General features: G+C 61.3%; 27 protein-coding genes and 1 riboswitch. Of the genes, 15 read left to right on the top strand and 12 right to left on the bottom strand.

The annotated features are described in order from the left end of the window. Nucleotides 1–83: 83 nt before the first annotated feature. The 4 genes from SGJ19_12850 to SGJ19_12835 all read left to right on the top strand — a co-directional run bounded on the left by SGJ19_12850 (nucleotide 84) and on the right by SGJ19_12835 (nucleotide 5,354). Entirely contained in the window at nucleotides 84–3,152 is a 3,069-nt protein-coding gene (locus tag SGJ19_12850) for a S8 family serine peptidase (GenBank protein MDZ4781135.1), read from the top strand. A gap of 148 nt (nucleotides 3,153–3,300) precedes the next feature. Further along, nucleotides 3,301–4,161, top strand: a complete 861-nt coding sequence (locus SGJ19_12845) for a sulfurtransferase (protein ID MDZ4781134.1) — start codon at nucleotides 3,301–3,303, stop codon at nucleotides 4,159–4,161. Nucleotides 4,162–4,205: 44 nt separating this feature from the next. Next, the gene (locus SGJ19_12840) at nucleotides 4,206–4,502 is read left to right on the top strand and encodes a hypothetical protein (protein ID MDZ4781133.1); all 297 of its coding nucleotides are present in this window, start codon (nucleotides 4,206–4,208) and stop codon (nucleotides 4,500–4,502) included. Between the two features lie 291 nt (nucleotides 4,503–4,793). Continuing rightward, nucleotides 4,794–5,354, top strand: coding sequence for a hypothetical protein (locus SGJ19_12835; protein ID MDZ4781132.1), 561 nt, complete (start codon nucleotides 4,794–4,796; stop codon nucleotides 5,352–5,354). A gap of 245 nt (nucleotides 5,355–5,599) precedes the next feature. On the opposite strand, the gene SGJ19_12830 is transcribed toward SGJ19_12835, so the two are convergent. Beyond that, the gene (locus SGJ19_12830; protein MDZ4781131.1) at nucleotides 5,600–6,019 is read right to left on the bottom strand and encodes a hypothetical protein; all 420 of its coding nucleotides are present in this window, start codon (nucleotides 6,017–6,019) and stop codon (nucleotides 5,600–5,602) included. Between the two features lie 137 nt (nucleotides 6,020–6,156). On the opposite strand from SGJ19_12830, the gene SGJ19_12825 reads away from it, so the two are divergent. After that, nucleotides 6,157–6,504 carry a phosphoribosyl-ATP diphosphatase gene (locus SGJ19_12825; protein MDZ4781130.1) on the top strand — a complete coding sequence of 116 codons (348 nt, stop codon included), beginning with the start codon at nucleotides 6,157–6,159 and terminating at the stop codon, nucleotides 6,502–6,504. Beyond that, nucleotides 6,501–7,361: an ATP phosphoribosyltransferase gene (gene hisG / locus SGJ19_12820; protein MDZ4781129.1), complete on the top strand. Its 861-nt coding sequence runs from the start codon at nucleotides 6,501–6,503 to the stop codon at nucleotides 7,359–7,361. The genes SGJ19_12825 and hisG overlap by 4 nt, the downstream gene beginning before the upstream one ends. 81 nt (nucleotides 7,362–7,442) lie before the next feature. Here the strand turns inward: hisG and SGJ19_12815 are convergent, their stop codons facing one another. Then, nucleotides 7,443–7,829, bottom strand: coding sequence for a DUF4440 domain-containing protein (locus SGJ19_12815; GenBank protein MDZ4781128.1), 387 nt, complete (start codon nucleotides 7,827–7,829; stop codon nucleotides 7,443–7,445). A gap of 252 nt (nucleotides 7,830–8,081) precedes the next feature. Between SGJ19_12815 and SGJ19_12810 the strand changes: the two genes are divergently transcribed. Then, complete coding sequence (locus SGJ19_12810) at nucleotides 8,082–8,639, top strand: cob(I)yrinic acid a,c-diamide adenosyltransferase (protein MDZ4781127.1); 558 nt, start codon at nucleotides 8,082–8,084, stop codon at nucleotides 8,637–8,639. 93 nt (nucleotides 8,640–8,732) lie between these two features. On the opposite strand, the gene SGJ19_12805 is transcribed toward SGJ19_12810, so the two are convergent. Both SGJ19_12805 and SGJ19_12800 read right to left on the bottom strand, forming a co-directional pair. Next, nucleotides 8,733–9,266 (bottom strand): thermonuclease family protein, encoded by a 534-nt coding sequence (locus SGJ19_12805; protein MDZ4781126.1) that lies wholly within the window; start codon nucleotides 9,264–9,266, stop codon nucleotides 8,733–8,735. Between the two features lie 24 nt (nucleotides 9,267–9,290). Next, nucleotides 9,291–9,599 (bottom strand): hypothetical protein, encoded by a 309-nt coding sequence (locus tag SGJ19_12800; GenBank protein ID MDZ4781125.1) that lies wholly within the window; start codon nucleotides 9,597–9,599, stop codon nucleotides 9,291–9,293. A gap of 305 nt (nucleotides 9,600–9,904) precedes the next feature. On the opposite strand from SGJ19_12800, the gene SGJ19_12795 reads away from it, so the two are divergent. Continuing rightward, nucleotides 9,905–10,624 carry a hypothetical protein gene (locus tag SGJ19_12795; protein MDZ4781124.1) on the top strand — a complete coding sequence of 240 codons (720 nt, stop codon included), beginning with the start codon at nucleotides 9,905–9,907 and terminating at the stop codon, nucleotides 10,622–10,624. Here SGJ19_12795 and SGJ19_12790 read toward each other — a convergent pair. Further along, nucleotides 10,621–11,463 (bottom strand): shikimate dehydrogenase, encoded by an 843-nt coding sequence (locus SGJ19_12790; protein ID MDZ4781123.1) that lies wholly within the window; start codon nucleotides 11,461–11,463, stop codon nucleotides 10,621–10,623. The two genes, SGJ19_12795 and SGJ19_12790, sit on opposite strands and share 4 nt — an antisense overlap. A 154-nt stretch (nucleotides 11,464–11,617) precedes the next feature. Here SGJ19_12790 and SGJ19_12785 point away from each other — a divergent pair, with 154 nt between their 5' ends. Then, nucleotides 11,618–12,406 (top strand): hypothetical protein, encoded by a 789-nt coding sequence (locus SGJ19_12785; GenBank protein MDZ4781122.1) that lies wholly within the window; start codon nucleotides 11,618–11,620, stop codon nucleotides 12,404–12,406. Here the strand turns inward: SGJ19_12785 and SGJ19_12780 are convergent. From SGJ19_12780 to SGJ19_12765, 4 genes are all read right to left on the bottom strand, one after another. Further along, nucleotides 12,403–13,224, bottom strand: a complete 822-nt coding sequence (locus SGJ19_12780; protein ID MDZ4781121.1) for a methyltransferase domain-containing protein — start codon at nucleotides 13,222–13,224, stop codon at nucleotides 12,403–12,405. The genes SGJ19_12785 and SGJ19_12780 overlap by 4 nt on opposite strands. Nucleotides 13,225–13,429: 205 nt before the next feature. After that, nucleotides 13,430–14,296, bottom strand: coding sequence for a PEP-CTERM sorting domain-containing protein (locus SGJ19_12775; GenBank protein ID MDZ4781120.1), 867 nt, complete (start codon nucleotides 14,294–14,296; stop codon nucleotides 13,430–13,432). A 98-nt stretch (nucleotides 14,297–14,394) separates the two neighbouring features. After that, complete coding sequence (locus tag SGJ19_12770) at nucleotides 14,395–15,282, bottom strand: PEP-CTERM sorting domain-containing protein (GenBank protein MDZ4781119.1); 888 nt, start codon at nucleotides 15,280–15,282, stop codon at nucleotides 14,395–14,397. 55 nt (nucleotides 15,283–15,337) lie between these two features. Then, nucleotides 15,338–16,228, bottom strand: coding sequence for a DUF1559 domain-containing protein (locus SGJ19_12765; protein MDZ4781118.1), 891 nt, complete (start codon nucleotides 16,226–16,228; stop codon nucleotides 15,338–15,340). 60 nt (nucleotides 16,229–16,288) lie between these two features. After that, a riboswitch (cobalamin riboswitch) is annotated at nucleotides 16,289–16,509 on the bottom strand. Between the two features lie 238 nt (nucleotides 16,510–16,747). Between SGJ19_12765 and SGJ19_12760 the strand changes: the two genes are divergently transcribed. After that, nucleotides 16,748–17,518, top strand: a complete 771-nt coding sequence (locus SGJ19_12760; protein ID MDZ4781117.1) for a hypothetical protein — start codon at nucleotides 16,748–16,750, stop codon at nucleotides 17,516–17,518. Between the two features lie 617 nt (nucleotides 17,519–18,135). Next, nucleotides 18,136–19,155 (top strand): 3-deoxy-7-phosphoheptulonate synthase, encoded by a 1,020-nt coding sequence (gene aroF, locus SGJ19_12755; protein MDZ4781116.1) that lies wholly within the window; start codon nucleotides 18,136–18,138, stop codon nucleotides 19,153–19,155. A 272-nt stretch (nucleotides 19,156–19,427) separates the two neighbouring features. Here the strand turns inward: aroF and SGJ19_12750 are convergent, their stop codons facing one another. Then, the gene (locus tag SGJ19_12750; GenBank protein MDZ4781115.1) at nucleotides 19,428–19,853 is read right to left on the bottom strand and encodes a hypothetical protein; all 426 of its coding nucleotides are present in this window, start codon (nucleotides 19,851–19,853) and stop codon (nucleotides 19,428–19,430) included. A 143-nt stretch (nucleotides 19,854–19,996) separates the two neighbouring features. On the opposite strand from SGJ19_12750, the gene SGJ19_12745 reads away from it, so the two are divergent. From SGJ19_12745 to fba, 3 genes are all read left to right on the top strand, one after another. After that, on the top strand, nucleotides 19,997–20,659 hold the full coding sequence (locus SGJ19_12745; GenBank protein ID MDZ4781114.1) for a PEP-CTERM sorting domain-containing protein: 663 nt from the start codon (nucleotides 19,997–19,999) through the stop codon (nucleotides 20,657–20,659). A 494-nt stretch (nucleotides 20,660–21,153) separates the two neighbouring features. Next, complete coding sequence (gene gap / locus SGJ19_12740) at nucleotides 21,154–22,182, top strand: type I glyceraldehyde-3-phosphate dehydrogenase (GenBank protein MDZ4781113.1); 1,029 nt, start codon at nucleotides 21,154–21,156, stop codon at nucleotides 22,180–22,182. 344 nt (nucleotides 22,183–22,526) lie between these two features. Beyond that, nucleotides 22,527–23,564, top strand: coding sequence for a class II fructose-bisphosphate aldolase (fba, locus tag SGJ19_12735; GenBank protein ID MDZ4781112.1), 1,038 nt, complete (start codon nucleotides 22,527–22,529; stop codon nucleotides 23,562–23,564). A gap of 298 nt (nucleotides 23,565–23,862) precedes the next feature. On the opposite strand, the gene SGJ19_12730 is transcribed toward fba, so the two are convergent. Further along, the gene (locus tag SGJ19_12730; GenBank protein MDZ4781111.1) at nucleotides 23,863–24,450 is read right to left on the bottom strand and encodes a hypothetical protein; all 588 of its coding nucleotides are present in this window, start codon (nucleotides 24,448–24,450) and stop codon (nucleotides 23,863–23,865) included. 21 nt (nucleotides 24,451–24,471) lie between these two features. After that, a complete protein-coding gene (locus tag SGJ19_12725) occupies nucleotides 24,472–25,005 on the bottom strand; it encodes a hypothetical protein (GenBank protein MDZ4781110.1) in 534 nt (177 codons plus the stop codon). A gap of 53 nt (nucleotides 25,006–25,058) precedes the next feature. Here SGJ19_12725 and SGJ19_12720 point away from each other — a divergent pair, with 53 nt between their 5' ends. Further along, nucleotides 25,059–25,526, top strand: a complete 468-nt coding sequence (locus tag SGJ19_12720; GenBank protein MDZ4781109.1) for a hypothetical protein — start codon at nucleotides 25,059–25,061, stop codon at nucleotides 25,524–25,526. Nucleotides 25,527–25,546: the final 20 nt, after the last annotated feature.

Genomic DNA, 25,546 nt, shown 5'->3' with positions numbered 1-25,546 from the left:
TCTCCATCATCGCCTCCTCTGGGCGGATTCGCATTGCGCGGCCGATCGCAGACCGTGTCGAAATCTCTTGGGAGTTTCATGCCATGAGGAAGTGCGCCGCGCTCGTCATTGGAATATTGCTGGTGAACCCGGCTAGGGCGATTGATAACGCCCTTGGCGTGAACGGCGTTCAGGTGAATCGCGCCAAGACGCAATTCGGCGTCAACGGCGCGGGCGTCAACCTTGGCCAGGTTGAGCCGAAACGGCCGGGCGATCCGCAACTCGATAACACCGTCCCCAACTTCTTCCACCCGCAGGTCAATCCCGGCGGCGGCGCCGTGGGCGTGGCCGATTTCAATATCGCGCCGCCATCGCCCAACACGCGCGTCGGCAACCATGCCACACAGGTGGCAGGCGTCATGACGGCCGCCGGCGCCGCGGGGGTAGGCGTCGGTGTCGCCCCCAATGCCACGCTATTCAGTTCCTCGACCTTCGGCGGCCAGCCATTCGGAGTGACATCCTCGGAGTGGGTGCGCACTCAAGGGGGCGGCACGCGGATCATCAATATGAGCTACGGCGAAGTGCTCGACAGCCTTCAATATCTTCCCGCCGGCGGCCCTCCGCCCGTGCCGGCCGCGGCGCAACTTGACGGCAACAATTTGCTCTCGCTCTATATCGACCTCGCGACGCGCGCGGATGACATGCTGTTCGTGATCGCCGGAAACGAAGATACGTTCAACAACAATCCCATCTCGATTCCGGTTGACGCGTTCAACGGCATCGTCGTTGGCGCGACGACGCAGCGTGCAGCGGGCGGGCGGTTCGATCAGGTGACAAATTTCAATACGTCGAACCAGACCGTGGATGGCCGCACCAAGACTGACATCGTTGCGCCGGGCGGATCGAACGTCCAGGAGTCTGTTCTCAACACCGTAACGCGGACTCGCCGCGCCGTGCATGTTTTTCCGCCAGTATTGGGACCGAATGAAGTCTTCCTGCCCGAAACCTTCGTCGTCGGTGCTGGCATGGTAACCTTTCAAGCCGCGCCCAGAGCGGTCGTCGCGACTTCCGATCCGCAGATGCCGTCATTGATCGACAACGTACCGGCCGGCAATCCGGACGGCTTCTTCGACTCGACGGGTGTGCAAAGTAGCGCGGGCACGAGCTTTGCCGCGCCGATTGTCAGCGGCACGCTCGGCCTGATGCAACAGCGGGCCACGAACGCGGGCTTGGCGCTCGATCATCTGCAAAATAAAGCGGCATTGTTGAATAGCGCATCGAAGCACATGATGAGCAAGATTCCGATGAATCCCGCCGGCTTCGCGGCCATTCCGGTTCCTCCCGCCGGCGCAGTAGTCCCCTTTCCCGTCGTACCGGCGGCGGCAAACGGCGTGGCCTGGCCGGTCCGCTACAACGACCTCAACGGCGCGCCAGGCGTAGTCACCACGAACTTCGCGCAACCGTTGGACGCCGATATCGGCGTCGGCCAGGTGAACGCGATCGCGGCACTGCGGCAATTGCAGCCGGCGGCGCGCGACGATCTGGGCTTGCGCGCTGGCAACGTTGCCGCCGGTGGAGCGCAAAACGTCGGACTGTTCGGCGGCCGGGCGCTGCATGCCGGGTCGCTGGTCGTGGCGACGCTCACCTGGGATCGCGTCGTCAACGCCACGGCGAACGATCGCGACAATGTCTCCGCCTACACGGTTCAGGCTTTTGACAACTTGAGCCTGGAACTCGTTCGTACGGCGCCCGGCGCTGAAGCGATCGTGGCCACGAGCAACAGCGCCGTGGATAGCGTCGAGCACCTCTACTTCAACGTGCCGCGCGAAGGCAGCTATGAACTACGCGTGCGCAATGGCGGCGGCAACGCCGCGCCGTTTGGCTTGGCCTTCTCGGCGGGATCGACGGACGGCCTATCGTTCAGCGTCAGGTCTGGGTCGCGCGGTCTTCAGCCGCTCAACGGCGCGAATCCTTTCCCCAACGACGTCAACTCCCTCGGCACGGAGGGACCAGCCAATTTCCAAACGCAGAGCGAAATCTTCGTTTCCGGTACGGCGAGCACGGACAACGCGCCCGGACAGAACATGCAACGCTTGAGCGGCGCGCTCAACACGCGCAGCCGTGTCGGTCCGCACAACGCGCCGCCTGCGTCGCTCGGCGTGATGCTCAATCAGCCCGGCGTGCTGGGATTGACGACCGACGACACCGCGGCGCGGACCGACGACCTGGCGGGGTTGAGTTGGGGGCACGACGGCACGCTCGACGACGAAGGCCCGCCCGGCATGCAGCCGGGCGTGCTGGTGTTCTCCACCGCCGGAAGCGGAGCGTTGCGAAAGTCGCGTAAGTTGCCGGCCTTCGGCCGCTACGCCTCCGAGCGACTGACGCCAGCCAGCGCTGGCAATGCGCTCTACGCTACGGCCTCGAGTTTGGGTCTTGCCGACGCCGCCGGCGTCATGCCCGCCGATGACCTTGACGCGCTGGAACTTGATAGCCCGCTCAAAGATACGGACGGCGCCGGACCATTGCGCGCGGTCGATTCTGACGGCGACGGGATGCCGAATCTCGCCACGTATTTCACATTGCGAAACGGTTCGCCATCGCTCACCGGCGCGCGAACGACGGACGACATTTTTGTTTCCGTGATCCGCGACGCCAGCAACGCTTTTCAGTTAGAGCCCACCGGCGCATTCGCCTTCAATATCTTTGCCGAAGGCGGAACGATCGGCCTGCAGGCAGGCGATATCATCGACGCCCTCGTACTCTCGGACGTCGACACGATCGGCGCACTCGATCGCGCGGCCGGCGCGCTGACGCGCGACACGGCGCTCTTCAGCCTGGCCACGGGCAGCCCGTCGCTGGCCGGAGCCGCGACCGGCGGCGACGTCTTCTTCACCCGCTTCGATGGCATGTTTCGCCCCAATGTCCGCATCGGGGCGGGCGGCAGTCTCTATGCTCGGGCCCAGTTCCTCGGCATCGCCGGCAGCGACCTCGACGCCCTCGACATCGTCCGCGTGCCGGAGCCGGGGACCGTCGGCCTGGCGATGGTGGCGCTCGGGAGCTTTGGTCTGTTTCGGAGGCGAAAACGCAATACTAGCCCGTTGCGCCAACGAGGGAGAGATGACGTTGCAATCAGGATCAAGATCAAGTCCTCGGCGACGCTGTCAGTAACTTGATTCGACGTCGTTGAGAGTTTTGTGAACTTGTTCACCACGCCAACTCTCCCTCGTTGGCGCTACGGGCTAGTGTCTTACCCCTTCCCCGGGCCTTCCATCGGGGGTAGTTTGCAGGGTCACCCACGAGCTTGCCCAGGAGCCCCGATCGATGGCCAGAGCCTACGCGCACCCCGAAGTTCTTGTCAGCACCGCTTGGGTGGAGGAGCACCGCCGCGACCCGAACGTCCGCATCGTGGAGTCGGACGAAGACGTGTTGCTGTACGAGCAAGGGCACCTCGCCGAAGCGGTGAAAATCGACTGGCACACCGATCTGCAGGACCAGTTGATCCGCGACTACATCGACAAATCGCGGTTCGAGGAACTCTGCCGCGCGCACGGAATCTCGAACGACACGACCGTGGTCTTCTACGGCGACAAGAACAACTGGTGGGCCTGCTACGCCTTCTGGGTCTTCAAACTTTACGGCCATGCCGATTGCCGCGTGATGGACGGCGGCCGCAAGCGCTGGGAACTCGACAAGCGCGAATGGACCCGCGGTCCCGCGCCGCAATTCCCGCGCACCAACTATCAGGCTCAGGAGCCGGACAAATCGATCCGCGCGTTCCGCGACGAAGTGGCCAAGCACCAGAAATCCGGTAAGCCCCTCATCGACGTCCGCAGCACGGGCGAGTACACGGGCGAGATGCTCCACATGCCCGACTACCCGCAAGAAGGCGCGCTCCGCGGCGGTCACATCCCCGGCGCGGTGAGCGTCCCCTGGGCCCGCGCGGTGAACGAGGACGGCACGTTCAAAAAGCTCCACGAGCTGGAAAAGATCTATCAAAAAGAATGCGGCATCAAACGCCCGCAACAAGTCATCGCCTACTGCCGCATCGGCGAACGCAGCAGCCACACCTGGTTCGTCCTCAAATACCTGATGGGCTACGGCAAGGTGAAGAACTACGACGGCTCGTGGACGGAATGGGGGAATCTGGTCGGGGCGCCGATTAAGGTGGGGGCGGAGCCGTAGAGGGCGAGTTGGCCTCCTGTTCTGGGGCGCGATATACTTGGGGTATGGCCACCGATCCGAACGCAATCCAACTCAGCGAAGAGCAGCGCCAACTAGTCGCCAAGTTGGCGGACGAGGCCGGAGCGCCTTGGCCGAGCGTCATCAACGACGCGTTGGCCTCGTATGGTTCGCACGCGCCGACCGTTGCCAATGAATCAGCGCGGGAGAGTTTCTACGCGGCCGCAAAACGCTTAGGACTCATTGCCTGCCTCGAAGGAGGGCCAAAGGACCTCAGCACGAATCCGATCCATATGGAAGGATTTGGATCGAACGAATCCGCACAGACTTTTCTTGTCAAATGAACGATCTGCGATAACGCGGGTGCCTGGGGCAGCGGCACTCAATGCGCGGTCACCATGGCCCAACCATTGGGGCTTCGTTGGATTCATCAACAGACCGCCACGATGCCCCAGCTTGTTCGGCTCGGCGAAATCTCGTCGCTTGCCCCAGCCCCAGACACCCCGCGTCACTCGGCAACGCAATCACGGGTACGAGTCTCAGTTAATAGTCGGCAACAAACGACGGTATTTGGAGTTTGCTAATCGGATCGAACTCGCACACCTTGAGTTCTGGAACGAAGGAAAAAATCATCAATGCAACAACTCCGAAGTGGTGATGTCGTTGAAGTATCGGCCAGCAAGGAGCGGGGACTGAGTGCCTCTGCGACGATTGTCGGTTGCGTCATCCTGTTAGTGGGGATCGTCGCCGGCTTGGCGTTGGTAGGCTCTATCCGGTTGCCATTTTCCAAAGCCGCGACGGTAAACTTTACTCTCCCTGCGGACTTCGATGGCCCATTCGTAATCGTCGCGCGTGTTAATCAAGGTGTTACGATGCCCGGCAAGGCGGAATACAGCTTCCATATTCCGAGCAACGGAGTGTTGATTGTGAACGATGACAGCGCGCTGCGGCAATGGCACAGTACCGTGGTCTCTACGGCGGACAGAGCGCTCGTTCATGTGACCCCTGCTGTGGCGAGCGATCGAGTTGGACCCAATAGGGTATTCCTGTCGAAGGGTGCCTCTTATCCGGGGGCGGGCTCTGATTCGGGCAAATGGCGTGAGCATTGGTTCTACTTTGGAGTTCCTGGAAACGACAGCGATCCTCAAAAGACTCAGCGGCTTAGAGATGCTCTCGAAGGCATTCTTGCGAAATAATTATTTCGGTCGTCGGGCGTCAAATCGATATCGAGTAGGTCAGGCACCGCAGCCGAAGCGATTCGCGCGGCGCTCTGCGACGATATCTTGACGTCCGAAACGATGCGGAATCTGTGCCTGACAATGGACGGCGCCGTTTCCATGTCAGGCACGCCATGCGCATGCATTTTGGACGCTGGATGCGAATACAAAGCTGCCGCGATTTCGGCTTCGGCGGCGGTGCCTGACCTACGAACTTGCGAACATCAGGCATCGCGCCGCCGCAATCGCCCCAATTCCTCGCCCAGTCGCTGGTTTTCTTCGCGCAAGTTCGTCCAGTCGTCGCTCGGCGACGTTGACAGCGATGGCGGTTGCGATGGCTGCTGAAGGCGATCGTCGGTGAAATAGACGCCGGACCACATGCTCGTGCGGCAACAGACGTCATGGGCATTTCCTTCGCGGTCTTCGTAAACAAGGCGATAGTCTCGCTCGTAGTATTCGCCGCACGGAATCGGTAACTCGGCCGTCGCCTCCATGTCGATGAATCGACAACCGCGGACGTCGAGGTACTCTCGGACGCGAATGCGGTCCAGACGCTCGAGAAACTTACGCCATTTGATGGCGACGAAAATCAGGATCCCAACGACCACGACGGATGCGATGAACCATTCCATGCTTGATCGCATCAGAAGTCGCTCAATGAGATGGGGTGATAGCAAACCCTTGAAACCAAGCTAAACTGATTCTTGGCCCGTCTATCTCGTCAGGCACGGTTTTCGCGAGAACTGGGCGCTGAATGTCCCGCTAAGCATATCAAAATCATATGGCTACGAGCATCCTCTCCCAACTCATGGCCACCATCGAAGACCGGCGGAAGAATCCGCCGGCGAAGTCTTACACGACGAGCCTTTTTGCCGGCGGCGTGTCCAAGATCGGCGAGAAGATCGTTGAGGAGGCCGCCGAGGTGGTCGAGGCGGCGGGCGAGACGGGGGACGAAGGTCGAAAACATCTCGTTTACGAGGCGGCCGATTTGATCTATCACTTGTTCGTGATGCTGGGGCACAAGGAGATTCCGCTCGGCGAGGTCGAGGCGGAGTTGGCCCGCCGGTTTGGCATCTCGGGTCTCGATGAAAAGGCCGCTCGGGGCGATACCTCGGGCGCGAACGAATGAGCAACGACGTGCCACTGCGAATCGGCGTGCCCAGCAAAGGGCGACTGGCCGAGATCGCCGCCGAGTTATTGAAAGAAGCCGGCCTGAGCTTTCGCCGTCAGGAGCGGAGCCTGTTCGCGCGCTGTCGTGAATTGCCGGTCGACATCACCTTCCTGCGCACCGAGGACATTCCGGTCCTGGTGGCCGAAGGGGCCATCGATATGGGCATCACCGGGAGCGACCTGGTCGCCGAGGCGAACGTCGCGCTGGTCGAACGGCTGCGGCTCGGCGTCGGCAACTGCCGGCTGGCGATCTGCGTTCCGGACGACAGCCCCGTGACAACCCCGCAGCAATTGGCCGGCGCGCGGATCGCCACCAGTTTTCCACATGTCACGCGCACGTTCTTCACCGGGCACAAGGTAGACACGCACCTGGTCTGCCTGAGCGGTTCCGTGGAAGTCATGATTGCGCTCGGCGTCGCCGATGCGATCGTCGACCTGGTCGAGACCGGCAGCACGCTCGCGGCGAATCGCCTGCGGATGCTCGGCCAGATCGGGCAATACGAAACGATCTTGGTGCAAAACAACAATCGCCGCAACGCCGACGTCGCCGACCGCGTCGTGCGCCGCTTGGAAGGCGTGGTGATCGCCCGCAGTTATTCGTTGCTAGAATACAACGTCCTGCGCGCGAAATTGCCGGAAGCGGAAAAAATCACGCCCGGCTTTAATTCGCCGACGGTCAGCGCCCTCGAAGACCCGGCTTGGTGCGCGGTCCGTGTGATGGTCAAGCGCCAGGAAGTGATCGAAATCATGGAGCGCCTGGAAACCCTCGGGGCCTCGGCGATCCTGGAGACGGAAATCAAGAATTGCCGGTTGTGAGAGTGATGAGTGCGGAGCGATGATTTCGTTCGCCAAACGCTATTCATCACTCATCACTCCGCACTCATCACTTCCTAAACCTCACTCCACCGACCGATGGAAATGCACGTGCTTCCAGCGGCCGTCTTTTTTCTGCCAGACGCGGGTTTCCTGGCTGAAGGCCACCGTGGGGCCTCCGGCGCCATCGAGCTTTTGCACGAGCCGTGAATAGGCGATCACGGCCGCGTCGGCACCCAGCAGGCGGACGTGCGGCTGAGCCAGCGTCGTCGTCCTCGGATTCGGGTCCGCGCCGAGTTTGAAGTAGTACTCGTGAAACGGCATGCCTTCCACGAGATGCCCGCGCGCTTCCGGCTCGAAGCAGGAAATCGACGCATCGCACAGCTCGGCGTAGGTCTTCCAATCGGCCTTGGCGATGCTGTCGAGCAAGCGCTGCGTGAGCGTGACAATTTCTTGAGCGGCGGCGTCCATGGCGGTGGCGTTCTCGATGGCGATGGGATGGCGGATGAATGAAAGATATGCGGGTCAGGGTGGGGTTTCAACCGGCGGAAAGTGCGACATTCCGACACGAGCCTGACGCGCCAGCGAGGGGGAAGCAGCGCTGTTGAGAGTTTGAGCCGGATACTCTCGCCGACGTCCTCTCCCCCTCGCTGGCGCTACGGGCTAGTGTGATGCATTGTGACGCTGCGCTCCACAACTCGGCATTCTCATGGCGAATCTACGATGAAGATCTACACCAAGACCGGCGACGCTGGCGAGACGGGGTTGTTCGGCGGCCCGCGGGTGTCGAAGGATGCGCCGCGGATCGAGGCCTACGGGACGCTCGACGAGTTGAACGCCGTGTTGGGCGTAGTCCGCGCGAGCGAGTTGCCGGCGGCGTTCGACGCCTCTGTGGCGCGCGTGCAACACCAACTTTTCGATCTCGGCGCGGAGTTGGCTTCGCCCGATCCGGAAAAACTGCGCGTGTCAGGCATCGGCGAGCAGGAGATCGTCGCGCTGGAACAAGAGATCGACGCCTGGGAAGCCACGCTGCCGCCGCTCCGGCAATTCATTCTGCCCGGCGGCTCGCTGGCCGGAGCTCACGTGCATATAGCTCGCACGGTCTGCCGGCGCGCTGAACGGCGGCTGGTCACACTGGCCGCTGAGCAAAGCGAACACATCGAACCTTTGGCGGTGACCTACGTGAACCGCCTCAGCGACTGGCTGTTCGTGCTCGCGCGAGCCGTCAATCAAGCGACGGGCGTGGCAGACGTTCCGTGGGAAGCGAGAAAAAGTAGGTGAAGTAGGTCGTAGGTGCAGTAGGAGGAGTAGGTGCAGTAGCAGGAGTTTCGGGCAATCGTCTACTCCGCCTACTGCACCTACTAACTACTTCACCTACTCTCTCCTCCCCCACATCCCGCGTTTCGCCCGTTTCGCCTCGTTCTGCGCGGCACGAAAGCGGTCCTTCATCGCGGGGGCGTAACGAAAGTGAAACTCCGCGCGGGCGAGGCCGGCGCGGAGTAGTTCCTCGTTGAGCTGTTTGTCGCCGACCCAAACGAACGCCAGCGTGCGGCCGTGTTGATCGAGCCGCTCTTCGTCGAACTCCAGGCGCGCGACGCCGCCGGCGAGAAAATCGCGCGTGAACTGCGAGGCTTCCGCGCCCCAGGGCTCGGGCGGCGTCTCCGGTTTGACCGTTTCGGGCGTGTTGACGCCGATCAATCGCACACGCGTGCGATCGGCCAACAGGAGCGTATCGCCGTCGACGACGCGCGCGATGCGAACCTGGTCCAGCTTCACGGGCGGCGCATCGTGCCGCGGCGCTTCGACAGCGTATCGCCCCAGCAGCACGATGAGGATGATGACCAGCACGGCCAAGCCGACGCGCGGCGGTCGCACGCGACGTCGGCGATTGAATGGCGAAGGCATCATGGGCGACCCACGCCGAGCCAACTGCTAGTTCTGGCTGAAGTCGAACTGCTCCGTGTGCTTGCGGCCCAGCGGGTTCTTGACGAACCGCTTGCGGCATTCCGGGCAGAGATCGAAGCGGAGCTGCTGGTACACGTCTTCGCCGATATCGGCGCAATCGGCGACTTCGGAGCGTTCCAGGATTTCGTGAATTTCCTGCAGGTGATCGCGATCCTCGTCCAGGTCGTCTTGAGCGAGCGGATCGTAGGCGGCATAGACTTCGAGCTTCACGACAAACCGCAACTCGTTCTCCGCATCCATTTCGCGTCCGCAGAGGTCGCACGAGAAGTGAATCATGGCCGTAGATTTTCCCGACGGTGTAAATTGCCGGCGCCTTATCGAGGCACGCATTCCTCGGTGAGGCCGACAACTTCATCCTAAACCCCTCGCAAGAAGGAAGGCAAGCCGACTTGCGAAATTTTTCACGATGTTTTTGTCGGGCGAAAGTTTCCCCAATTCGCCACTTTCAGATACTTGCCAAGGCCGTTGCGACCTGCTAGCCGCGGCGCGCGGGGACGTGTCCGCCAGTCTGGCGGGTGACAAAGCTTTGACTAGAATGTCAGGACTTCCATTGGATGCACAACAATAGAGACGAGGCAAAGATGCGGCGATGGCTTGTGCTGGCGACGTTGATTGGTTTGCCCGCGACCATGACTCAAGCGGCGATGATTCCGCTGGCACAGTCGCGCACCGTTCTGTCCTTTGGCAACGCCACGACGCCGGAGGAAAGCGACAGCGATGGCGATCAATCGGCGGCTGCCGATTTCGGTTTGTTCGACGACCTGGTCGGACATGCGGCCCGCGCGGGTTCGGCCTCGTCCGACGGCTTCGCGTCGCAGAAATCCACGATCAAGCCAGGGGCTGTGAACGCCACGTTATCGGCCGACGCGTTTGTCGGCGCGTTTGGAATTGACGACGGCGCCGATGGCGGCAGTTCGTCACATTTTGATTTGGAGTTCGCGGTCGACACTCCGGGCCGCTACAAGCTCTATCTGTCCGGTTCCGCGAACAACAACGGCTCGGCGTCGTTGATTCTCACGGAAGAGGGGGGCGGCGTTAGCACTTATTGGGACACGACATTCGAGTCGTCACGCATCGAAGGCTTCTTGCTGAAACCGGGCGACACCTATTCGATTTCCGCGATCGCTTCGGCCAGCGGTTTTTTGAGCGGCGGCGGCGGTTCGCCGGACGGGCAGGCCGGCATGTCGTTCACGCTGCGACAAGTGCCTGAGCCGGCGTCGATCTACTTGACGTGCGTGCTCGCGGCATCGTGCGCCGCCATGGTAGTGGGCAAATCAAAACCACGCGTGAAGGCTGATTAGAGTTCCAGGAACTCTTCCAGTGCCTCGCGCATGATTGCCAGATCCGGTTTTCGGCCGGTCCAGAGGGCGAGCGAGGCCGCCACGTGCCGCACGTAGATCGCCAGCCCATCTACCGTCGGGCAACCTTGGGCGCGGGCGTCGCGTAAGAGTTGCGTCGTGGGATGCATCGTCGCGTCGGCGACAATCGTTTCCCGTCGCAAAGTTTCCACGCGCAACGGAACACGAGCGTGCGGATCATTCGATGCAATCGAAGTGGCGTTCACCAAGACGTCGCAATCATCCGGAATGGCGAGCGGTTGTTCCCAGCGATCATAGGTACAGTCGAGGTGGTAGGCGTCCCGCATCAGCGCGGAGAGGGCTTCGCCGCGCTCTTGCGTGCGATTGACGACCAGTAATCGAGCGATGCCCGTTGTGGCAAGTTCGGCGGCGACGCTCCGTGCCAACTTGCCGGCGCCGAGTAGTACGACACGCTTGCCGGTGAGCGGCCCGAGGTTGGTCAGTGCCGCCACGACTCCGGCGCCAAGCGTATTTGTCGCGCGCCATCCATCGGTGTCGCGCACCAGGCAATTGGCGACTTGCGTACGTGCGGCAGAGTCTGACGTCGTCGTGGCCAGTGAAACGACGGACTCGCGATGTGGGTCGTCGAGGTGCAAGCCGCGGAAGCCCATCGCCCAAGCGCCGGCGATTGCGGCTGCCAGGCTGTCCGGGCTGACTTCCAGCGACAAGAAACGCGTGTCCCAACCCCACGCCGCGAGCGCGCGCTCGATGACGAATTGCGCTGGGTTCCCGGCGACCGGTTGCGTCAAAAGGGCGATCACGCCCTGGGATGAATCCTGCATAACGAGCGCGCCTGCCCTTGCGCTGCGATCGTGGCGATAGGAGGAGTGTGCCACCGGCATTCTCGCGATTGCGGAGCGGAACTTCAACGAGGTCGCGCGCCGAACGACGCAATTGACGTGGCACTCCGCGCAGGGCTGAGGCAGAATGGCACGAATGGAATGGCAATCCAAAATCCTGCGGCTGCTCGTATTGGCGCATGTTTGCGTCGCGGTCGCCTGCTTTGCAGTGCCCCTTGATGCGACCGGCATGGAGGGACTGATCGCCTTCACGTTCGGCGTGGCGTGCTGCCAGATTAACTCCGCCGCGGCCTGGCCGGTACTGGCCCCGATGCGATGGTTTTGGCGCGTGCTGTGGATTGTGCCCCCGGTACTGGCTTGGTCCTGGATTCATGGTTACATGCGGAATGGCCTCACGCAGTGGCTGGCGCTCTGCACGCCGATGGCCGCGATCACGGCGTTGATCGCGGGCGGCGCGCGGTTGTTCTTTGGCTACCGCTTCGAGCGCCTGCAAAACACGGCCGTGACAGGTGCGCCCGCCGGCTCGCTGGAGACGCGGCAGTTTTCGCTGCTCTTTCTGATCATCTTGACGACGCTGGCAGCGATCGGCTGCGCGCTGGCTCGCTATTTCACCGCGACCTGGAAGCAATACGCCAATGAGCTCGTGGTCTACATCTCCGTAGCGGTGCTGACCGACGCGGCGTTGACTTACACTTGGCTGCGCCCGAAGTCCAACGCCTGGTTGCGCGCCGCGTTGCTCGCGGTGGTGAGCGTGGCGAGCGTCATGGTCCGCGGCACAGCCATTTCCGGGCCCGATGGGCTCAACATACTCATCAGTACGTCCCACATCGCCGCGAGCGTATTGACGTTGCAATCGATGCGCGTCGGCGGCATTCGGCTGGTGCGCAACGTTCGACAAGGCGAAGCAAGTCGTGCGCTTAGTTAGCTTGGCGTCCAAACCCGGCCGGTGGCCGCCGGCGCGATTCCCATGCGGCGTGCCTTAATCCGCACATACGGCGGCACAAACTGACTTCGATGTGAGAACGTGCCGGCTTCGGCTTTGGGATTCGCGTGGAATGGTTCCAGCAGATCTTCGATCATGAAGCCCGCGCGACAGAGTCCGCCGAGCAAGTCTTCCCAGCGGTGTAGAAACTCCAGCGTGCCTTCCTCACGATGCAGGCTGTGCGCCACCGGAGGGAGCGGTCCGGCGCGATAGTACGGCTCGCGCACCAGGTAGCCTTGATCCGTGGGCTTCACGTCTGCTTGCAAGCTGACCGGTTGCTTGTGTTGGCTGACATAGACACCGCCGATCGCCGTCACGCGCGCGACTTCGCGATACACCGCGCGAATGTCTGGCAAGTAACAAGTGCTCACCGGATGGACGACGATCTCGAACTCGCCCGCGCCCAACGACGTGAGGTCGTCCATCGAGGCTTCGACGGTGCGGACTTGCAAGCGCCGCTCCGTCGCCACTTCGCGATCGAGCGCCAACATTGCGGGGCTGATATCGACGACGGTCACTTCGGCGCCGGCCGCGGCATAAATCACGCTATGTTTGCCGCCGCCCGCGCCAAGGCACAGCAAGCGCTTGCCAGCGATGCTGTCGCCCAGCCAGCCGACGCCGTCGACGTTGCGCAGCGGATCGAAGAAGTCCTCGTCGCCGGCGGGCTTTGTAAATCGCCCGCGCGCGGCTACCCGCGCATCCCAGGCCCGGCGATTGTGTTCCCGGACGGCGGCGGGGCGAATCGGTCGATCGTCGGACATTTGGCAAGTCTCAATCGCTATCGGCAAAGGTCTCCATCATATTGCAAAGTGGTGAACCCGGCAGCAGAGGGCATTCGCGCAACGAGCTCCGCAAAGCTGCACCTCCAGAAATTGCGGCCGGATTTTGCTTTCAGGTCCCGTCGGGGCGACACGCCAATCATGGTGCGCGTCAAAGTCTGCGTCGCCCCTTCGGGACCGCGTAGATTCAGCAGCGTCGCCGGCGATTCGCTGCCGCGAATGCCGTCAGTCCGATCAGGGCCAAGGCAATCGCACTCGGCTCGGGCACCGCGGGCCCGACGGCGCTGTTCGCAACCGAGACTGCGTCCAAATCGAACTTGGGCGAGGTGCTTGGATTGCCGTCATCGAGGACGCTGAATCGCACCCAGCCGATGCGTTCGAGCCCCGTCGATTCGAGATCAAGCCAGGTTCCGCCGCCCGAGCCGGCGAACAGGTCCAAGATGTCCGGCGCGACGGCGTCGAAGTAAGTAAGTCCGGCGAGATCGGCGAGAGCGCCGTCGAACGGCAGGCCAAAATCGCTCGGCGCACTGCCGGGCGTGTCGGCGAACGGGCTCACGACGTCGCTATAACCAATCGTGGGTACGTCGAAGAGTTGGCTGCCGAGCGAGACCCAATCGTGGCCGTTGGCGCTGACTTCCAACAGTACGGCATCCGCGCTGAACGTCCCGGCGGTGGCGCTAAGTGGGTTCGAGGCGACGCCGTTCGGGTAATCGTTGTCGATCAGCCCGACGTTGACGAAGACTCCCAGATCGCGACCCAGGGCCGACGGCAGAATGAAGTTCGCCAACTGCAGTTCGAGCACGCCGCCTTCGCCGATCGACACGACTTCGCTCGCCAGGTAGGGCGGATTGAAAGCACTGACGACGCCCGGAAACACGCCGACGCCGGTGAAACGCGCGGGCGAACCGAGCGCGGTCGCGGGATTATCGAATCCGGCCGCGGCGCCTTGGCCGACGACGAACTCGTTTACTTGCGCGGCGAATGATGCGGCGCGCACTTCAGATCTCGTTGCCAACATGACGGTCAAGAGAACGATCCAACTGCGCATGTTCATGGTGATTCCTCAGAGTAAAAAACTTAGGAAAACAGTATTCAGTAGTTCCGGGACTTGCGAACGAATTGGCGAGCGCTATTCACGTTCTGAATCGCGTGTCAATGCTGGACCAGGCCGAAGCGATTTCGACGTAAGAGACGCGAGCTAATCGCCGCTAGTCCGATCGACAATAACGCCCAGGAAGCGGGCTCCGGCACGACGGCGGTGGGAACTCCTGCGCCAAAGTTGTTACGCACGTTGTTCAGATCACTCACGTTGACGGCGCCATCTCCGTCCGTATCGCCCAATCCGCCGCCGCCGAAATGGTTGCGAACGTTGTTCAGGTCCTCGACGTTCACCTGGCCGTCCCCGTCCGTGTCGCCAAGCACGGCGTTAATTGCACGCAGCGCAGCATGGGGATTCTCCGCAAACGCGCTGAAATCGAACGTTGGCGTGAAGGCCCAACTGTCCCAGGCGCCGTCGGTGAGCACGCGACTCGATGCGCCAAGTCCGGAACTCGACCACGCGCCGCCGCCGAACGGGCTGCTGTCTGCCACGCCGTAATGCCAGAAGCCGAGGAACCAACCTTCCTCATAGACGTCTTCAGGATCCAAAGGAACAGCGCCGTCCGCTGATCCCGAGACGTCGGCGAGGCCCTTGTCATCGAACGCCGTGCCGTCGTCGAGCGCGAAATCCAGGTCGCCGTCGTCATAACCGATGCCGAAGACAACGCTGATGGTACCGCTGTTTCCTGGCACTTTGGCAAAGAATCGAGGATCGGCTTCCAGGATCGCCAGGAACATGTCGGAACCTTTGGCCTCGCCGTCCCAGCGATAACCCCAGACACGACTTTCGTCCTCGGCGGAGCCTTCAACCCAGTCGACAACCAACGCCGCGCGATGGGCGCCATCGCCTGTCCAGAATTGAATGTCGTCAAAGTTATCGACCGGCCCACCGACGGCCGTCGAGGTTAAAGCGAGCAACAACAAACTTAGATAACAACGCACGATGCAGACTCTCGTTGAAATAACCAGCGAAACGTTACCACGCGTATGACTTTGGCTAACGCACGTTCTCTTGACCCGCCTTGGTGAGCAGCGAGTTCAGCACGCCCTGCTCCGTGGCGTCCGAGAGAAACGCGACATGGCCGTCGCAAAACACGACCGAAGCGCCGCCGCGGTGCGGCCCGCCTAACTCATTGCCGAGCCCCGATGCGGTGTTGATCGGCGTGGCGCCTTCTTGCGCAAAGACGTTGTGACCGTTCGCCCATTCCATTTCCGTAGCGCGGCGATCGCGGGCTTCGCCGATCAAGGCCGTGTTCGATGCGCCATCCTTGATTTCACGCATCCGCACCGGCGTCTCGTAAAGCATCACGCCCAAGAACTCCGGCTGGAGCCAGTGGGGAGCGTTTTCACGATTATCCGTGCGCCCGACGCCCTCCACGCCATAGATGCCGGCGAAATCGGTGAACGCCATGCCGCGCCACAGTCCGATCCGATTCACCAGCGTATCGCCAGCGGTGCTCGGACAGAGAAAGACGGGCAGCGTCATCGCGCCCGCTTCACGATTGGGACTGGAGTACGATTTGGTCTCCAGATCAAAGCGCCGGAAGAGCGCGTCCTGTTCCAGGTAGGGCAGTAGTTGCACGTTCCAAGAAAGAAATCGCAACTGGTTCGGTCCGCCGAATCGACAACCGACGCACCCCGTGGGATAGGCGCGGCGCGCGTGTTCGTGCGTCGTCACCGCCAGTCCGAGTTGCCGTAAGCGACTTTGGCAGTCAATGCGGCGAGCGCTTTCGCGCGACTGTGTCAGCGCCGGCAACACGAGCGCTGCAACCACGCTCGTGATCGCGATGACGACGAGCAACTCCACGAGCGTGAAGCCCCGTGACCGGCGCGCAGCGCGAATCCCACGCGCGCGCCGATGCGCGCAGCGCAAATCCGAAAATGGCATGACCTACCGTCGACTGGGGTTAGAGCGAACGGTCGTTGCGGGTTTCGCCCTCGCGAAACAATCCGCCGTTAACGCACTGGTAGGTCTTCTGACTCGTGAGCCGGTTCGCCAGACCTTCTCGCCGCCGCGACGACCAAGTCATCAAGGTGGCAATGGTTTCTAAGAGTGGCGACCGTGTGCTCACTTACAGCGGCGGGGCCGTCCCGGAATCTCACCGGAGTTCCCTGTTCGTCGATCGGAAAGCGATTTCACGACCGACCACCAGCACACATCGCCCATCACGCTAACTGGGGCAATTCCGTTTGTCAAGCGCAACGGAACTCCGTTCGAATTAAACCGCGTCGAGCGCGTTAAGCCCAGGGAAGGCCCTCGGAGTCTTCTCCATTGGTTAAGACTTTGGTGGCCTTCCCTGGGCTTGTCGGAGACGGCGCGTGATTCGACAAACCATTTGCCGAGCAATCCTTTCCGCCAGCTCAATCGTCTATAATCGAGCTGGAATCATTGCGAGGCGACTCGACCATGCGATTCGGATTCTCGACGCCATTTCTGACCTTCCGACTACGGCTCCCGTCGTTGCCGCGCCGCTTTAGTTTCGCGACGTTGTTGCTGCTCGTCGCGCTGGCCGCGGTGCTGCTCTCGTGGCGGCGCGATCACCTGGAACTCCATTCCGAGATCGCCCAGCTACGCGGCGAGCAGATGCGTCGGGACCGCGCCAACGCCCGCTGGGGCGTCGAACAATTGTTGGGCGAGCCGGATACGGAAAGCTACGGCGACCAAGTCACGGCCTGGGCGCCCGGCACCACCGACGGCCAGGCAGAGTGGATCGTCGTCGACTACGCCGAGGAAGTTTCACCGAAGTCGATCGAGGTCTACGAAACCTACAATCCCGGCGCGTTGGTGAAGGCCAGCATCTTCGACAGCTTCGGCCGCGAAGTCGTCGTCTGGGAAGGGGCCGACCCCACGCAGCCGCCCGCCGCCGGCGGGTTGTCGAAACTCCCGGTCAGCACGATCTGGAAAACCCGAAAAGTGAAGATCTACCTCGACTCGCCGGCCGCGCCCGGGTGGAATGAAATCGACGCGATCGGCCTGGTCGACGCGGACGGCAAAACGCACTGGCCAATCAACGCCACGGCCAGCAGCGCCTACGGCGGCCGGGAATCCGGTCGGGGGTATGTGCCCGGCTCCGGTACGGTCACCTTCGGGGGCGTCAGTCCGCAGATGATCATCCAGGAAGAAGAACCTTTGCTGGACTTCGGTACCGACGTGAACGTTCCTGTGTATTCGCGGTAGGGTGGGCCGGGACAAGAACTTTTCCCTTGCCAGACCGCCGATCGCGAGGCAGAATACCGATATGAACGCTGCCCGTGGCTATCGATTTTGGTTCCACTTTACCGCGTCTCGCGCGGGTCTGGAGCCGGTCTGTAGCTAATCGCAGCCTGACCGAACAACCACCAGACCCCGCGAGCCAACCAGCTCGCGGGGTTTTTTTGTTGGACCAATGCAGAAGTTCACCACGGAGAACACGGAGGACACGGAGGAGAGAGGGGAGTGGCATTTTTCACCGCAGAGGCGCTGAGACGCGGAGAGAGAAAGGAGTGGGGGGAATGTCGAAGTTCGAAATCCGAATGACGAATGAATGTCGAATGTCTGAATGACGAAGGACTGAAGGCCAAGTGCCATCACGATTCGAGTGCGCTGGTCGGTAGCGGGACATTTAAGCATTCGTCATTCGGATTTGATTCGACATTCGGATTTCGAACTTCGACATTCCCTCCCTCCCTCTCTCCTCTGCGTCTCAGCGCCTCCGCGGTGAAAAACGAAATCACTCTCTGCTCCGTGTCCTCCGTGCTCTCCGTGGTGAATCAACGAAATAACTATCGCCACACCCAAAGCCAGGAGATCGTCCCGTGATTGTTGTCATGAAGCCCGGCGCGTCGGAGCAGGAGATTCGTCATACGGCTGAGCGCGTGGAGTCGCTTGGTCTCAAGGCGCACATCATTCAAGGGACGGAGCGCACGGTGATCGCCGCGATCGGCGAGAAGCGCGCCGAACACAAGCTGTCGCTGGAGAGTTCGCCCGGCGTCGCCGAGGTGGTGCCGATTCTCGCGCCCTATAAGGTCGCCAGCCGTGAAGTGAAGAAAGAGCCGACCGTCGTGACTGCCGGCAGCCTCGTCGTTGGCAATGGACAGATCGGCGTCATCGCCGGGCCTTGCTCCGTGGAGACCGAGGAGCAGATTCTGAAGTCGGCGCAAGCGGTCAAAGCGGCCGGCGCAACGGCGCTTCGCGGCGGCGCGTTCAAGCCACGCACCAGTCCGTATAGCTTCCAAGGGCTGAAGGAACAGGGGCTTAAATTGCTGGCCGCGGCGCGCGATGCCACGGGCCTGGCGATCGTCACCGAAGTCGTCGCCACCGAGGACGTGGACCTCGTCGCCAAATACAGCGACGTGTTGCAAATCGGCGCGCGCAATATGCAGAACTACCGCTTGCTCGAAGCCGCCGGCAAGTCCGGCGTGCCGGTGCTGCTCAAGCGCGGGCCGTCGGCGACGATGGAGGAATTGCTGCTCGCCGCGGAATACATCCTCGACGCCGGCAACCCCAACGTGATGCTCTGCGAGCGCGGCATTCGCACGTTCGAGACGCACACGCGATTCACGTTGCCGCTGGCGTCCGTCCCGTACCTGCGCGCCAAGACGCACTTGCCGATTGTCGTCGATCCCAGCCACGGCACCGGACACACGTATCTCGTGCCGGACATGGCCGCCGCCAGCGTCGCGGCCGGCGCAGATGGCTTGATCCTGGAAGTCCACCCGGACCCGGAAAACGCACTCAGCGACGGCTATCAATCGCTGAGCTTCCCGCAATTCACCGCCACGATGGACCGCTGCCGGAAAGTGGCAAAAGCACTCGATAAAAAGCTCGGCGGGTAAGCGTAGCTTGCGTGTGCTGTAGCGCGGGTGCCTGGGGCAGGGGAAAAAAGTTCGAGCTCACCATGGTCAAACATCTGGGGCTTCGCTGAGTGCGTCAACAGAACGCCTCGATTCCCCAGCTCTGTCGGCCTTGCACACTTTGTTCGCTTGCCTCAGCCCCAGGCACCCGCGGCGCGCACATGTGCATAGTCTTGAGCCGGAAGCGTCAGCGCCCGGAGCGCATCGCGTTGGACGAATTCGCGAAGCGATCAGCGTCGTGCGACGGATTGGCGCTAACTATCAAGGTAGAGATAGAAGTGGTGCAGTGGTGATGAATCGGAGTCGAAAGCGACTGCAACTTTTTTGCCTGTTCGAGACTCTACGATATACCAAGGCAAGTCGTCGCCGCGGGCGTCAACGATCGTGAGGTACTCCTCGACGCCCTTGCGCTTCGTATCAGAGTGCAGGCGAAACACTTTGCCGCCGTCGGAAATATACGCGCATGGCTTGCGATTGTCGTCGTCGGGATCTCCGACCCGCGATTCGTTGGTGGTTTCAATCCATTCGCGAAGTCGCGTATGGAATTCCGATTTGGAGAGGGGCTGACTTTGTGACGTAGGTACGAGCGGCATTTGATCCTTCGGTATTTGGACGAAAGACACGTGCGATTCTAGCCGCGTAATCCCTACCGCCGCTACATCTCGCCAGTCGCGCGGCATTTCTGCAACCCTCGCCGCACTTCTAACTTGGACCAGCGCGCTCCGCAACTACGCTGGAATCTTGTAGCGGTTTGCCTCTGCGGCGAGAACCGCACGCACTTATTGGCGGTCGCGACGGCCATTTTCACCGGAGATTTTGCTTCATGAGTTTGTCACTGCGTCGAATTTGTGGCGCGGCGATGGTCGGTCTGCTGGGCTTGGTCCTGGCCGCGCCGGTCCATGCCGACCCCCTGAGCGCGAGCGGGCTGTTGCTTCCCGTCCCGCAAGAGTTGAACCCCTCGGATGGCAACACGGTCAATTCCATTGTCGCCGGCTTCGGCGCGAACAACGCCTTCAGTGGCGAACTGACCACGCTGGTCATCGAGAACGATTCCCGGAATCCGTATGGCGGTCTGACGTTCATCTACCAAATCTTGAACGACGGCCAGGAAGGCTCGAACTCGATCGGCCGGTTGGCCATCGATAGTTTCATCGGCATCGAGCAGACGGACGTCAGCTACCTGGTGGACGACGACGCCGTCGCGCCGGTCTACGCCGATCGTGGCGTCAACGGCGCGATCGTGGGTTTCAGCTTCTTCACCTTTCAGGGCGACCCGCACACGGGCTTCCTGAATCCGGGCGACATGAGCTCCGAGTTGATCGTACATACGAACGCCCGCGGTTATCAGCAGGTTGTGGCGTCGATCATTGACGGCAGCGTCGCGCAAGCGGCCAGCTTTGGACCGGTGGTCCCCGAGCCTTCGTCGATCGCGCTGCTCGGTCTGGGCATTGCCGCGGCGGGTCTCGTGGCGCGTCGCCGCAAGTAGTGCGTGCAGAACAGAGAAGTGGAAGCAGAGTAGAGAGCGAGAGAGAGTTAGGAACCGAGAAGCACACGAAAGCCGGGCCGCTCCGCAAGGACGTCCCGGCTTATCGTTTTTTTGCAGTTGGGCTGCCCGCGAAACACGCGAAAGGACGCGAAAGGGAACAGTGGAACATTGTCCACGGAATACACTGAAGCACACGGAAAGGGGAGGACGGAAAGCGGCGAGCGGAACCAAGCATCGCGTTCTAACAAACCTCTCACACAATTCTTCCGTGTGCTTCCGTGTATTCCGTGGACTATGTTCCTCCGCCCCATTTCGCGTGTTTTGCGTGTTTCGCGGGCTAAACTCCGGGTTCCTCTCGGCGTCGCGCCCCGGTTGTTGGCGGAAAAGTCCGCCACTATAATTTGCGATTCGCCGCGGCACCCACGCGCCTCCAATACACCCCCAGCGGACGGCTTTCGCCAGTCCGGATTTGCCCAATTTCAGGAGCATTTGAAGTGCCTATCCGTGTTGGTATCAATGGTTTCGGCCGCATCGGCCGCCTGGTGTTTCGCAATTTGGCGGCTCGCACCTCCGAGTTCGAGGTCGTCGCCATCAACGATCTGACCGACAACAAAACGCTCGCCACCCTGCTTAAGTACGACAGCACCCATCGCCGCTTCCAGGGCACAATCGAGCACGACGAAAACTTCCTCACCGTCAACGGCAAGAAGATCAAGGCCCTCGCCGAGCGCGACCCGGCCAAGCTCCCCTGGGGCGAGATGAACGTCGACGTCGTCGTCGAAAGCACCGGCTTCTTCACCGCCCGGGCGGACGCCGCCAAGGGCAAGGCCGGCTACGACACCCACCTCGCCGCCGGCGCGAAGAAGGTGATTCTGAGCGCTCCCGCGAAGGACGGCGCCGATCTGACCTGCGTGCTGGGCGTGAACGACGACAAGCTCACCCGCGAGATGAAGTGCATCTCGAACGCCAGTTGCACGACGAACTGCCTCGCCCCGCTGGCGAAGGTGTTGCACGACACCTTCGGCATCGAAAAAGGCTTGATGACGACCATTCACTCCTACACAAACGATCAGCGTTTGCTGGACCTGCCGCACGATAATCTCTATCGCGCTCGGGCCGCTGGCGTGAACATCGTCCCCACCACGACCGGCGCCGCGAGCGCGGTCGGCCTGGCGATTCCGGAACTGAAGGGCAAGCTCACGGGCATCTCCCTCCGAGTTCCCACGCCCGATGGCAGCGTCACGGACTTGACGGCGCTCATGAAGAAGAATGTCACCAAGGAAGAAGTGAACGCGGCGATGAAGAAGGCCGCCGACGGCCCGATGAAGGGAATTCTGGAATACACGGAAGATCCGATCGTTTCCAGCGACATCATCGGCAACCCGCACAGCTCGATTTTCGCCGCCGATTGGACCCAAGTGCTCGACGGCAACCTGCTCAAGGTCATCAGCTGGTATGACAACGAGTGGGGCTACAGTTGCCGCACCGTCGACCTGATCGCCCGCGTCGGCAAACTGCTGTAACGACGGTAGCTGAGAGAGCCCGCGAAACACGCGAAATGACGCGAAAAGGGAAGTTGGAGGTCGTCCACGGAAGACACGGATGAAGTCAGAGGACAGGTTGGTTCATACGCAAACATTGTTTGTGACTGCTAGCTCTCCTCCACTTTCCGTGTCCTTCCGCGTTTTCCGTGGACCAACCTCCCTCCCGTTTTTGCGTTTTTTGCGTGTTTCGCGGGCCACTCCGCCCCTGACGCCTCAGATTCGCGCGCGGTAGAATTTCTTCCCGCTAGAAATCCGCGCTTTCCCGCCGGGGCAGAATTGCGCCCCGTCACATAAACAGCACATTTCGCCGAGGAGTTTCCGCCATGCCGCTCGTTCCCTTGCGTCTGTTGCTCGACCACGCCGCCGAAAACGGGTACGGCCTGGCCGCGTTCAACGTCAACAACATGGAACAGATCCAGTCGATCATGATGGCCGCGAAGGAGACCAACTCCCCGGTCATCGTGCAGGCCTCGCGCGGCGCGCGAAAGTACGCCGAAGACGTCTACCTGCGCAACCTGATGACGGCCGCGGCGGAACTCTATCCGCAGATCCCCATCGCCATGCACCAGGACCACGGCAACAGCCCGGCCACGTGCAAGAGCGCGATCGACATGAACTTCACGAGCGTGATGATGGACGGCTCGCTCAAGGAAGACGGCGCCTCGCCAGCCGATTACGACTACAACGTGCAAGTCACGCGCGAAGTGGTGAAGCTCGCCCATAAGGTCGGCGTCAGCGTGGAAGGGGAACTGGGTTGCCTCGGTTCGCTGGAACACGGCTCCGGCGAACAAGAGGACGGCCACGGCGCCACCGGCACGCTCTCGCACGATCAGTTGCTCACCGATCCGGATGAAGCCGAACGCTTCGTCAAGGAAACCGGCGTCGACGCATTGGCCGTTGCAATCGGCACCAGCCACGGCGCGTATAAGTTCACCCGCAAGCCGGACGGCGAAGTGCTGGCAATGAGCCGCATCGAAGAAATTCACCGCCGGCTGCCGAACTGCCACTTGGTGATGCACGGCTCGTCAAGCGTCCCGCAAGAGTTGCAGGACATCATCAACAAGTTCGGCGGAAGCCTCAAGCAAACCTGGGGCGTGCCGGTCGAAGAAATCCAACGCGGCATCAAGTCGGGCGTCCGCAAAATCAACGTCGACACCGACAACCGCCTGGCGATCACCGGCGCGATTCGCAAGGTCCTCGCCGAATCCCCGGAAAAATTCGACCCGCGCGATTACCTGAAGCCCGCCCGTGACGCCATGAAACAAGTCTGCGTCGACCGCATGGTGGCCTTCGGGCAGGCCGGGAACGCCTCGAAGATCAAGTCAAAAAGCTGCTCGGAGATGGCCGCGTTTTATAACTGACGCGGAAGACAGGAATCGAATAAGCTCAAAACGGCACGGAAGCAATCTGGCTTCCGTGCCGTTTTCTTGTTCCATGAGATCCCGTAGGTCAGGCACCCCAGTTGAAGAAAAAAGGGCGGCATCGAAATCAACCACGGCGGCATCCGGAATCGATGCTGGCCAATTGCCTGACGGGACCAAGCGTCGATCTGTCAGGCAAATAGCGAGCCTGAATTGGGGATGTTGGTTGACCTCAACAAGGCGCAACGCGCCTTGGCTTCGACCGGGGTGCCTGACCTACGAAAATGGATGCCAAGTCTCATGCATTTAAGATTAGCACGATGCAAAACAGTAGCACGATTGCGCCCGGTACGAGAGCACTTGCTGTGCCCAGGCACGATGTCCACGTCACTAGATCGCGATTGGTAATCAGCATCGCGATATACAGCATGGCCAGAATGCTGGCGCCAAGGTTCAGCAACATGCAGCTGCCGAAAATGAGGACGAAAAAGGCGTCGAGCGAAATCGTATCGCCGACGGCCTCACCGACGAACGCGCACGCGACCAGTGTGAGTATCGAGAGGCCCGGAACGAGTCCGGCGACTTCTCCGAACGTGAGCGGCCCGCTGCGTCGACCGGTCACGAAATGCAGCGCCATGATCATGGGACACCCCAGGAGGAGGCCGCTGAACAGGCACATCAGCGTCATTCCAAAGAACGTCCAGCCGAGATCGCTTTCGTAATCGTTGTTCAGATTATTTTCGCCGAAATTCCAGCGCGAAAACGCCATCCCCACGGCGCAGCACGCCGTCAACACGAACACATCCACAATCGCCATCCGCGGGCTCATCGGCTTAAGCCCGACGTTGCGCTCGGTCCGCCAGTGGATGTTGGGGAGGTCGTCCATCGCTCTTGCCTTGTTTCAAGACTAACCGACGAGCACCGACGCAAATAACAGCAACACCACCAACGCGGTCGGCATCATCGCCACCAGAATGCCGAAGTAGTCCGTCCATGGCATGCCTGCTCGCGTCGTGATACGATAACACATGAGCGCCGCCGCGGCGAAACCGCCGAACAAATTCAGCAGGAAGAAGAAAAAGAATAAGTTGGCCATGAGTTCTTCCGGACTCAAGGGATTCGACGACGAGCGGAACATCGCGACGAAAGCCAAGGACGCGAGGCAGGAGATCGCCGGCATCAGTCCCAGGATTTCTCCAAAGGTGAGATCATGGGGCCTGCGGTCGGTGATTGTGAGCGTCGCCAACAGCGCTGGATGCCCAAACACTACGCCGCCGAACAGGCAAGGCAACGCCACTCCGAAGACAAACGCTTCGACGCTGGATCCGAACGGATTCGCGTCACTTTCACTGGATGCTAACCATCGCGCAATTCCCATCCCCAACGCACAACAACCGGTGAGCACGAGCACGTCCAGAATTGTCAACCGCGTCGGTTTCAATGTCGGAATAGCGCTAGTTGACTCGGAGGATTCGATGGGCGGCAGGATGTTCATTGGACGTCGATCGCACCTTTACAGGGGATTTCGTCGCCGACCAGGATGGCTCGCCGACAAAGCCGTGCCTCGTTCGCCGCTTTCCGAAAGTCCTGGGGTATCGCAGCGCGTCATTGACCTATACCCTCGTCGTGGAGAACCGTTCACAGAACTCGACCGACAACGCTATTGTCGAACTTGTCGCTGCGAACGACCTCATCGGTTTAACGTGGACCAGCGTGACGACAGGCGGCGCAACCGCCTCACCGTCCGGCACGGGCGAGATTCACGAAGTCGTGACATTGCCCCCAAGTGCGCGCATCATATATGATCTCGGCGACGGCGTCTCCGCAGGGTGCGAACTCTTCGCTGCGTACTGTGCAAGTTTCTGGCGCTGCCACGCCCGCATTATTGACCCCTGCGCTGCCAATGTCCGCCGTCACAACTTTAGCTCGGCGGCTTGGAAGAAGGAGCGTTTGAGGGGTTGATCGTGGTATTGCTGGCGGAG

It is taken from the genome of Planctomycetia bacterium (genome assembly GCA_034440135.1).
Classification (GTDB): Bacteria; Planctomycetota; Planctomycetia; order Pirellulales; family JALHLM01; genus JALHLM01.
This window is presented reverse-complemented; position numbering and strand designations above follow the sequence as displayed.

Excerpts from the sequence above, each read along its gene's own strand:
- SGJ19_12745 (MDZ4781114.1), top strand. The coding sequence starts at position 19,997 with ATGAGTTTGTCACTGCGTCGAATTTGTGGCGCGGCGATGGTCGGTCTG.
- SGJ19_12835 (MDZ4781132.1), top strand. The coding sequence starts at position 4,794 with ATGCAACAACTCCGAAGTGGTGATGTCGTTGAAGTATCGGCCAGCAAG.
- SGJ19_12845 (MDZ4781134.1), top strand. The coding sequence starts at position 3,301 with ATGGCCAGAGCCTACGCGCACCCCGAAGTTCTTGTCAGCACCGCTTGG.
- SGJ19_12850 (MDZ4781135.1), top strand. The coding sequence starts at position 84 with ATGAGGAAGTGCGCCGCGCTCGTCATTGGAATATTGCTGGTGAACCCG.
- SGJ19_12825 (MDZ4781130.1), top strand. The coding sequence starts at position 6,157 with ATGGCTACGAGCATCCTCTCCCAACTCATGGCCACCATCGAAGACCGG.
- SGJ19_12785 (MDZ4781122.1), top strand. The coding sequence starts at position 11,618 with ATGGAATGGCAATCCAAAATCCTGCGGCTGCTCGTATTGGCGCATGTT.
- SGJ19_12775 (MDZ4781120.1), bottom strand. The coding sequence starts at position 14,296 with ATGAACATGCGCAGTTGGATCGTTCTCTTGACCGTCATGTTGGCAACG.
- SGJ19_12795 (MDZ4781124.1), top strand. The coding sequence starts at position 9,905 with ATGCGGCGATGGCTTGTGCTGGCGACGTTGATTGGTTTGCCCGCGACC.
- fba (MDZ4781112.1), top strand. The coding sequence starts at position 22,527 with ATGCCGCTCGTTCCCTTGCGTCTGTTGCTCGACCACGCCGCCGAAAAC.
- SGJ19_12790 (MDZ4781123.1), bottom strand. The coding sequence starts at position 11,463 with ATGCAGGATTCATCCCAGGGCGTGATCGCCCTTTTGACGCAACCGGTC.
- SGJ19_12840 (MDZ4781133.1), top strand. The coding sequence starts at position 4,206 with ATGGCCACCGATCCGAACGCAATCCAACTCAGCGAAGAGCAGCGCCAA.
- SGJ19_12750 (MDZ4781115.1), bottom strand. The coding sequence starts at position 19,853 with ATGCCGCGCGACTGGCGAGATGTAGCGGCGGTAGGGATTACGCGGCTA.
- SGJ19_12815 (MDZ4781128.1), bottom strand. The coding sequence starts at position 7,829 with ATGGACGCCGCCGCTCAAGAAATTGTCACGCTCACGCAGCGCTTGCTC.
- SGJ19_12800 (MDZ4781125.1), bottom strand. The coding sequence starts at position 9,599 with ATGATTCACTTCTCGTGCGACCTCTGCGGACGCGAAATGGATGCGGAG.
- SGJ19_12830 (MDZ4781131.1), bottom strand. The coding sequence starts at position 6,019 with ATGCGATCAAGCATGGAATGGTTCATCGCATCCGTCGTGGTCGTTGGG.
- SGJ19_12730 (MDZ4781111.1), bottom strand. The coding sequence starts at position 24,450 with ATGGACGACCTCCCCAACATCCACTGGCGGACCGAGCGCAACGTCGGG.
- SGJ19_12805 (MDZ4781126.1), bottom strand. The coding sequence starts at position 9,266 with ATGATGCCTTCGCCATTCAATCGCCGACGTCGCGTGCGACCGCCGCGC.
- hisG (MDZ4781129.1), top strand. The coding sequence starts at position 6,501 with ATGAGCAACGACGTGCCACTGCGAATCGGCGTGCCCAGCAAAGGGCGA.
- SGJ19_12780 (MDZ4781121.1), bottom strand. The coding sequence starts at position 13,224 with ATGTCCGACGATCGACCGATTCGCCCCGCCGCCGTCCGGGAACACAAT.
- SGJ19_12760 (MDZ4781117.1), top strand. The coding sequence starts at position 16,748 with ATGCGATTCGGATTCTCGACGCCATTTCTGACCTTCCGACTACGGCTC.
- SGJ19_12765 (MDZ4781118.1), bottom strand. The coding sequence starts at position 16,228 with ATGCCATTTTCGGATTTGCGCTGCGCGCATCGGCGCGCGCGTGGGATT.
- SGJ19_12810 (MDZ4781127.1), top strand. The coding sequence starts at position 8,082 with ATGAAGATCTACACCAAGACCGGCGACGCTGGCGAGACGGGGTTGTTC.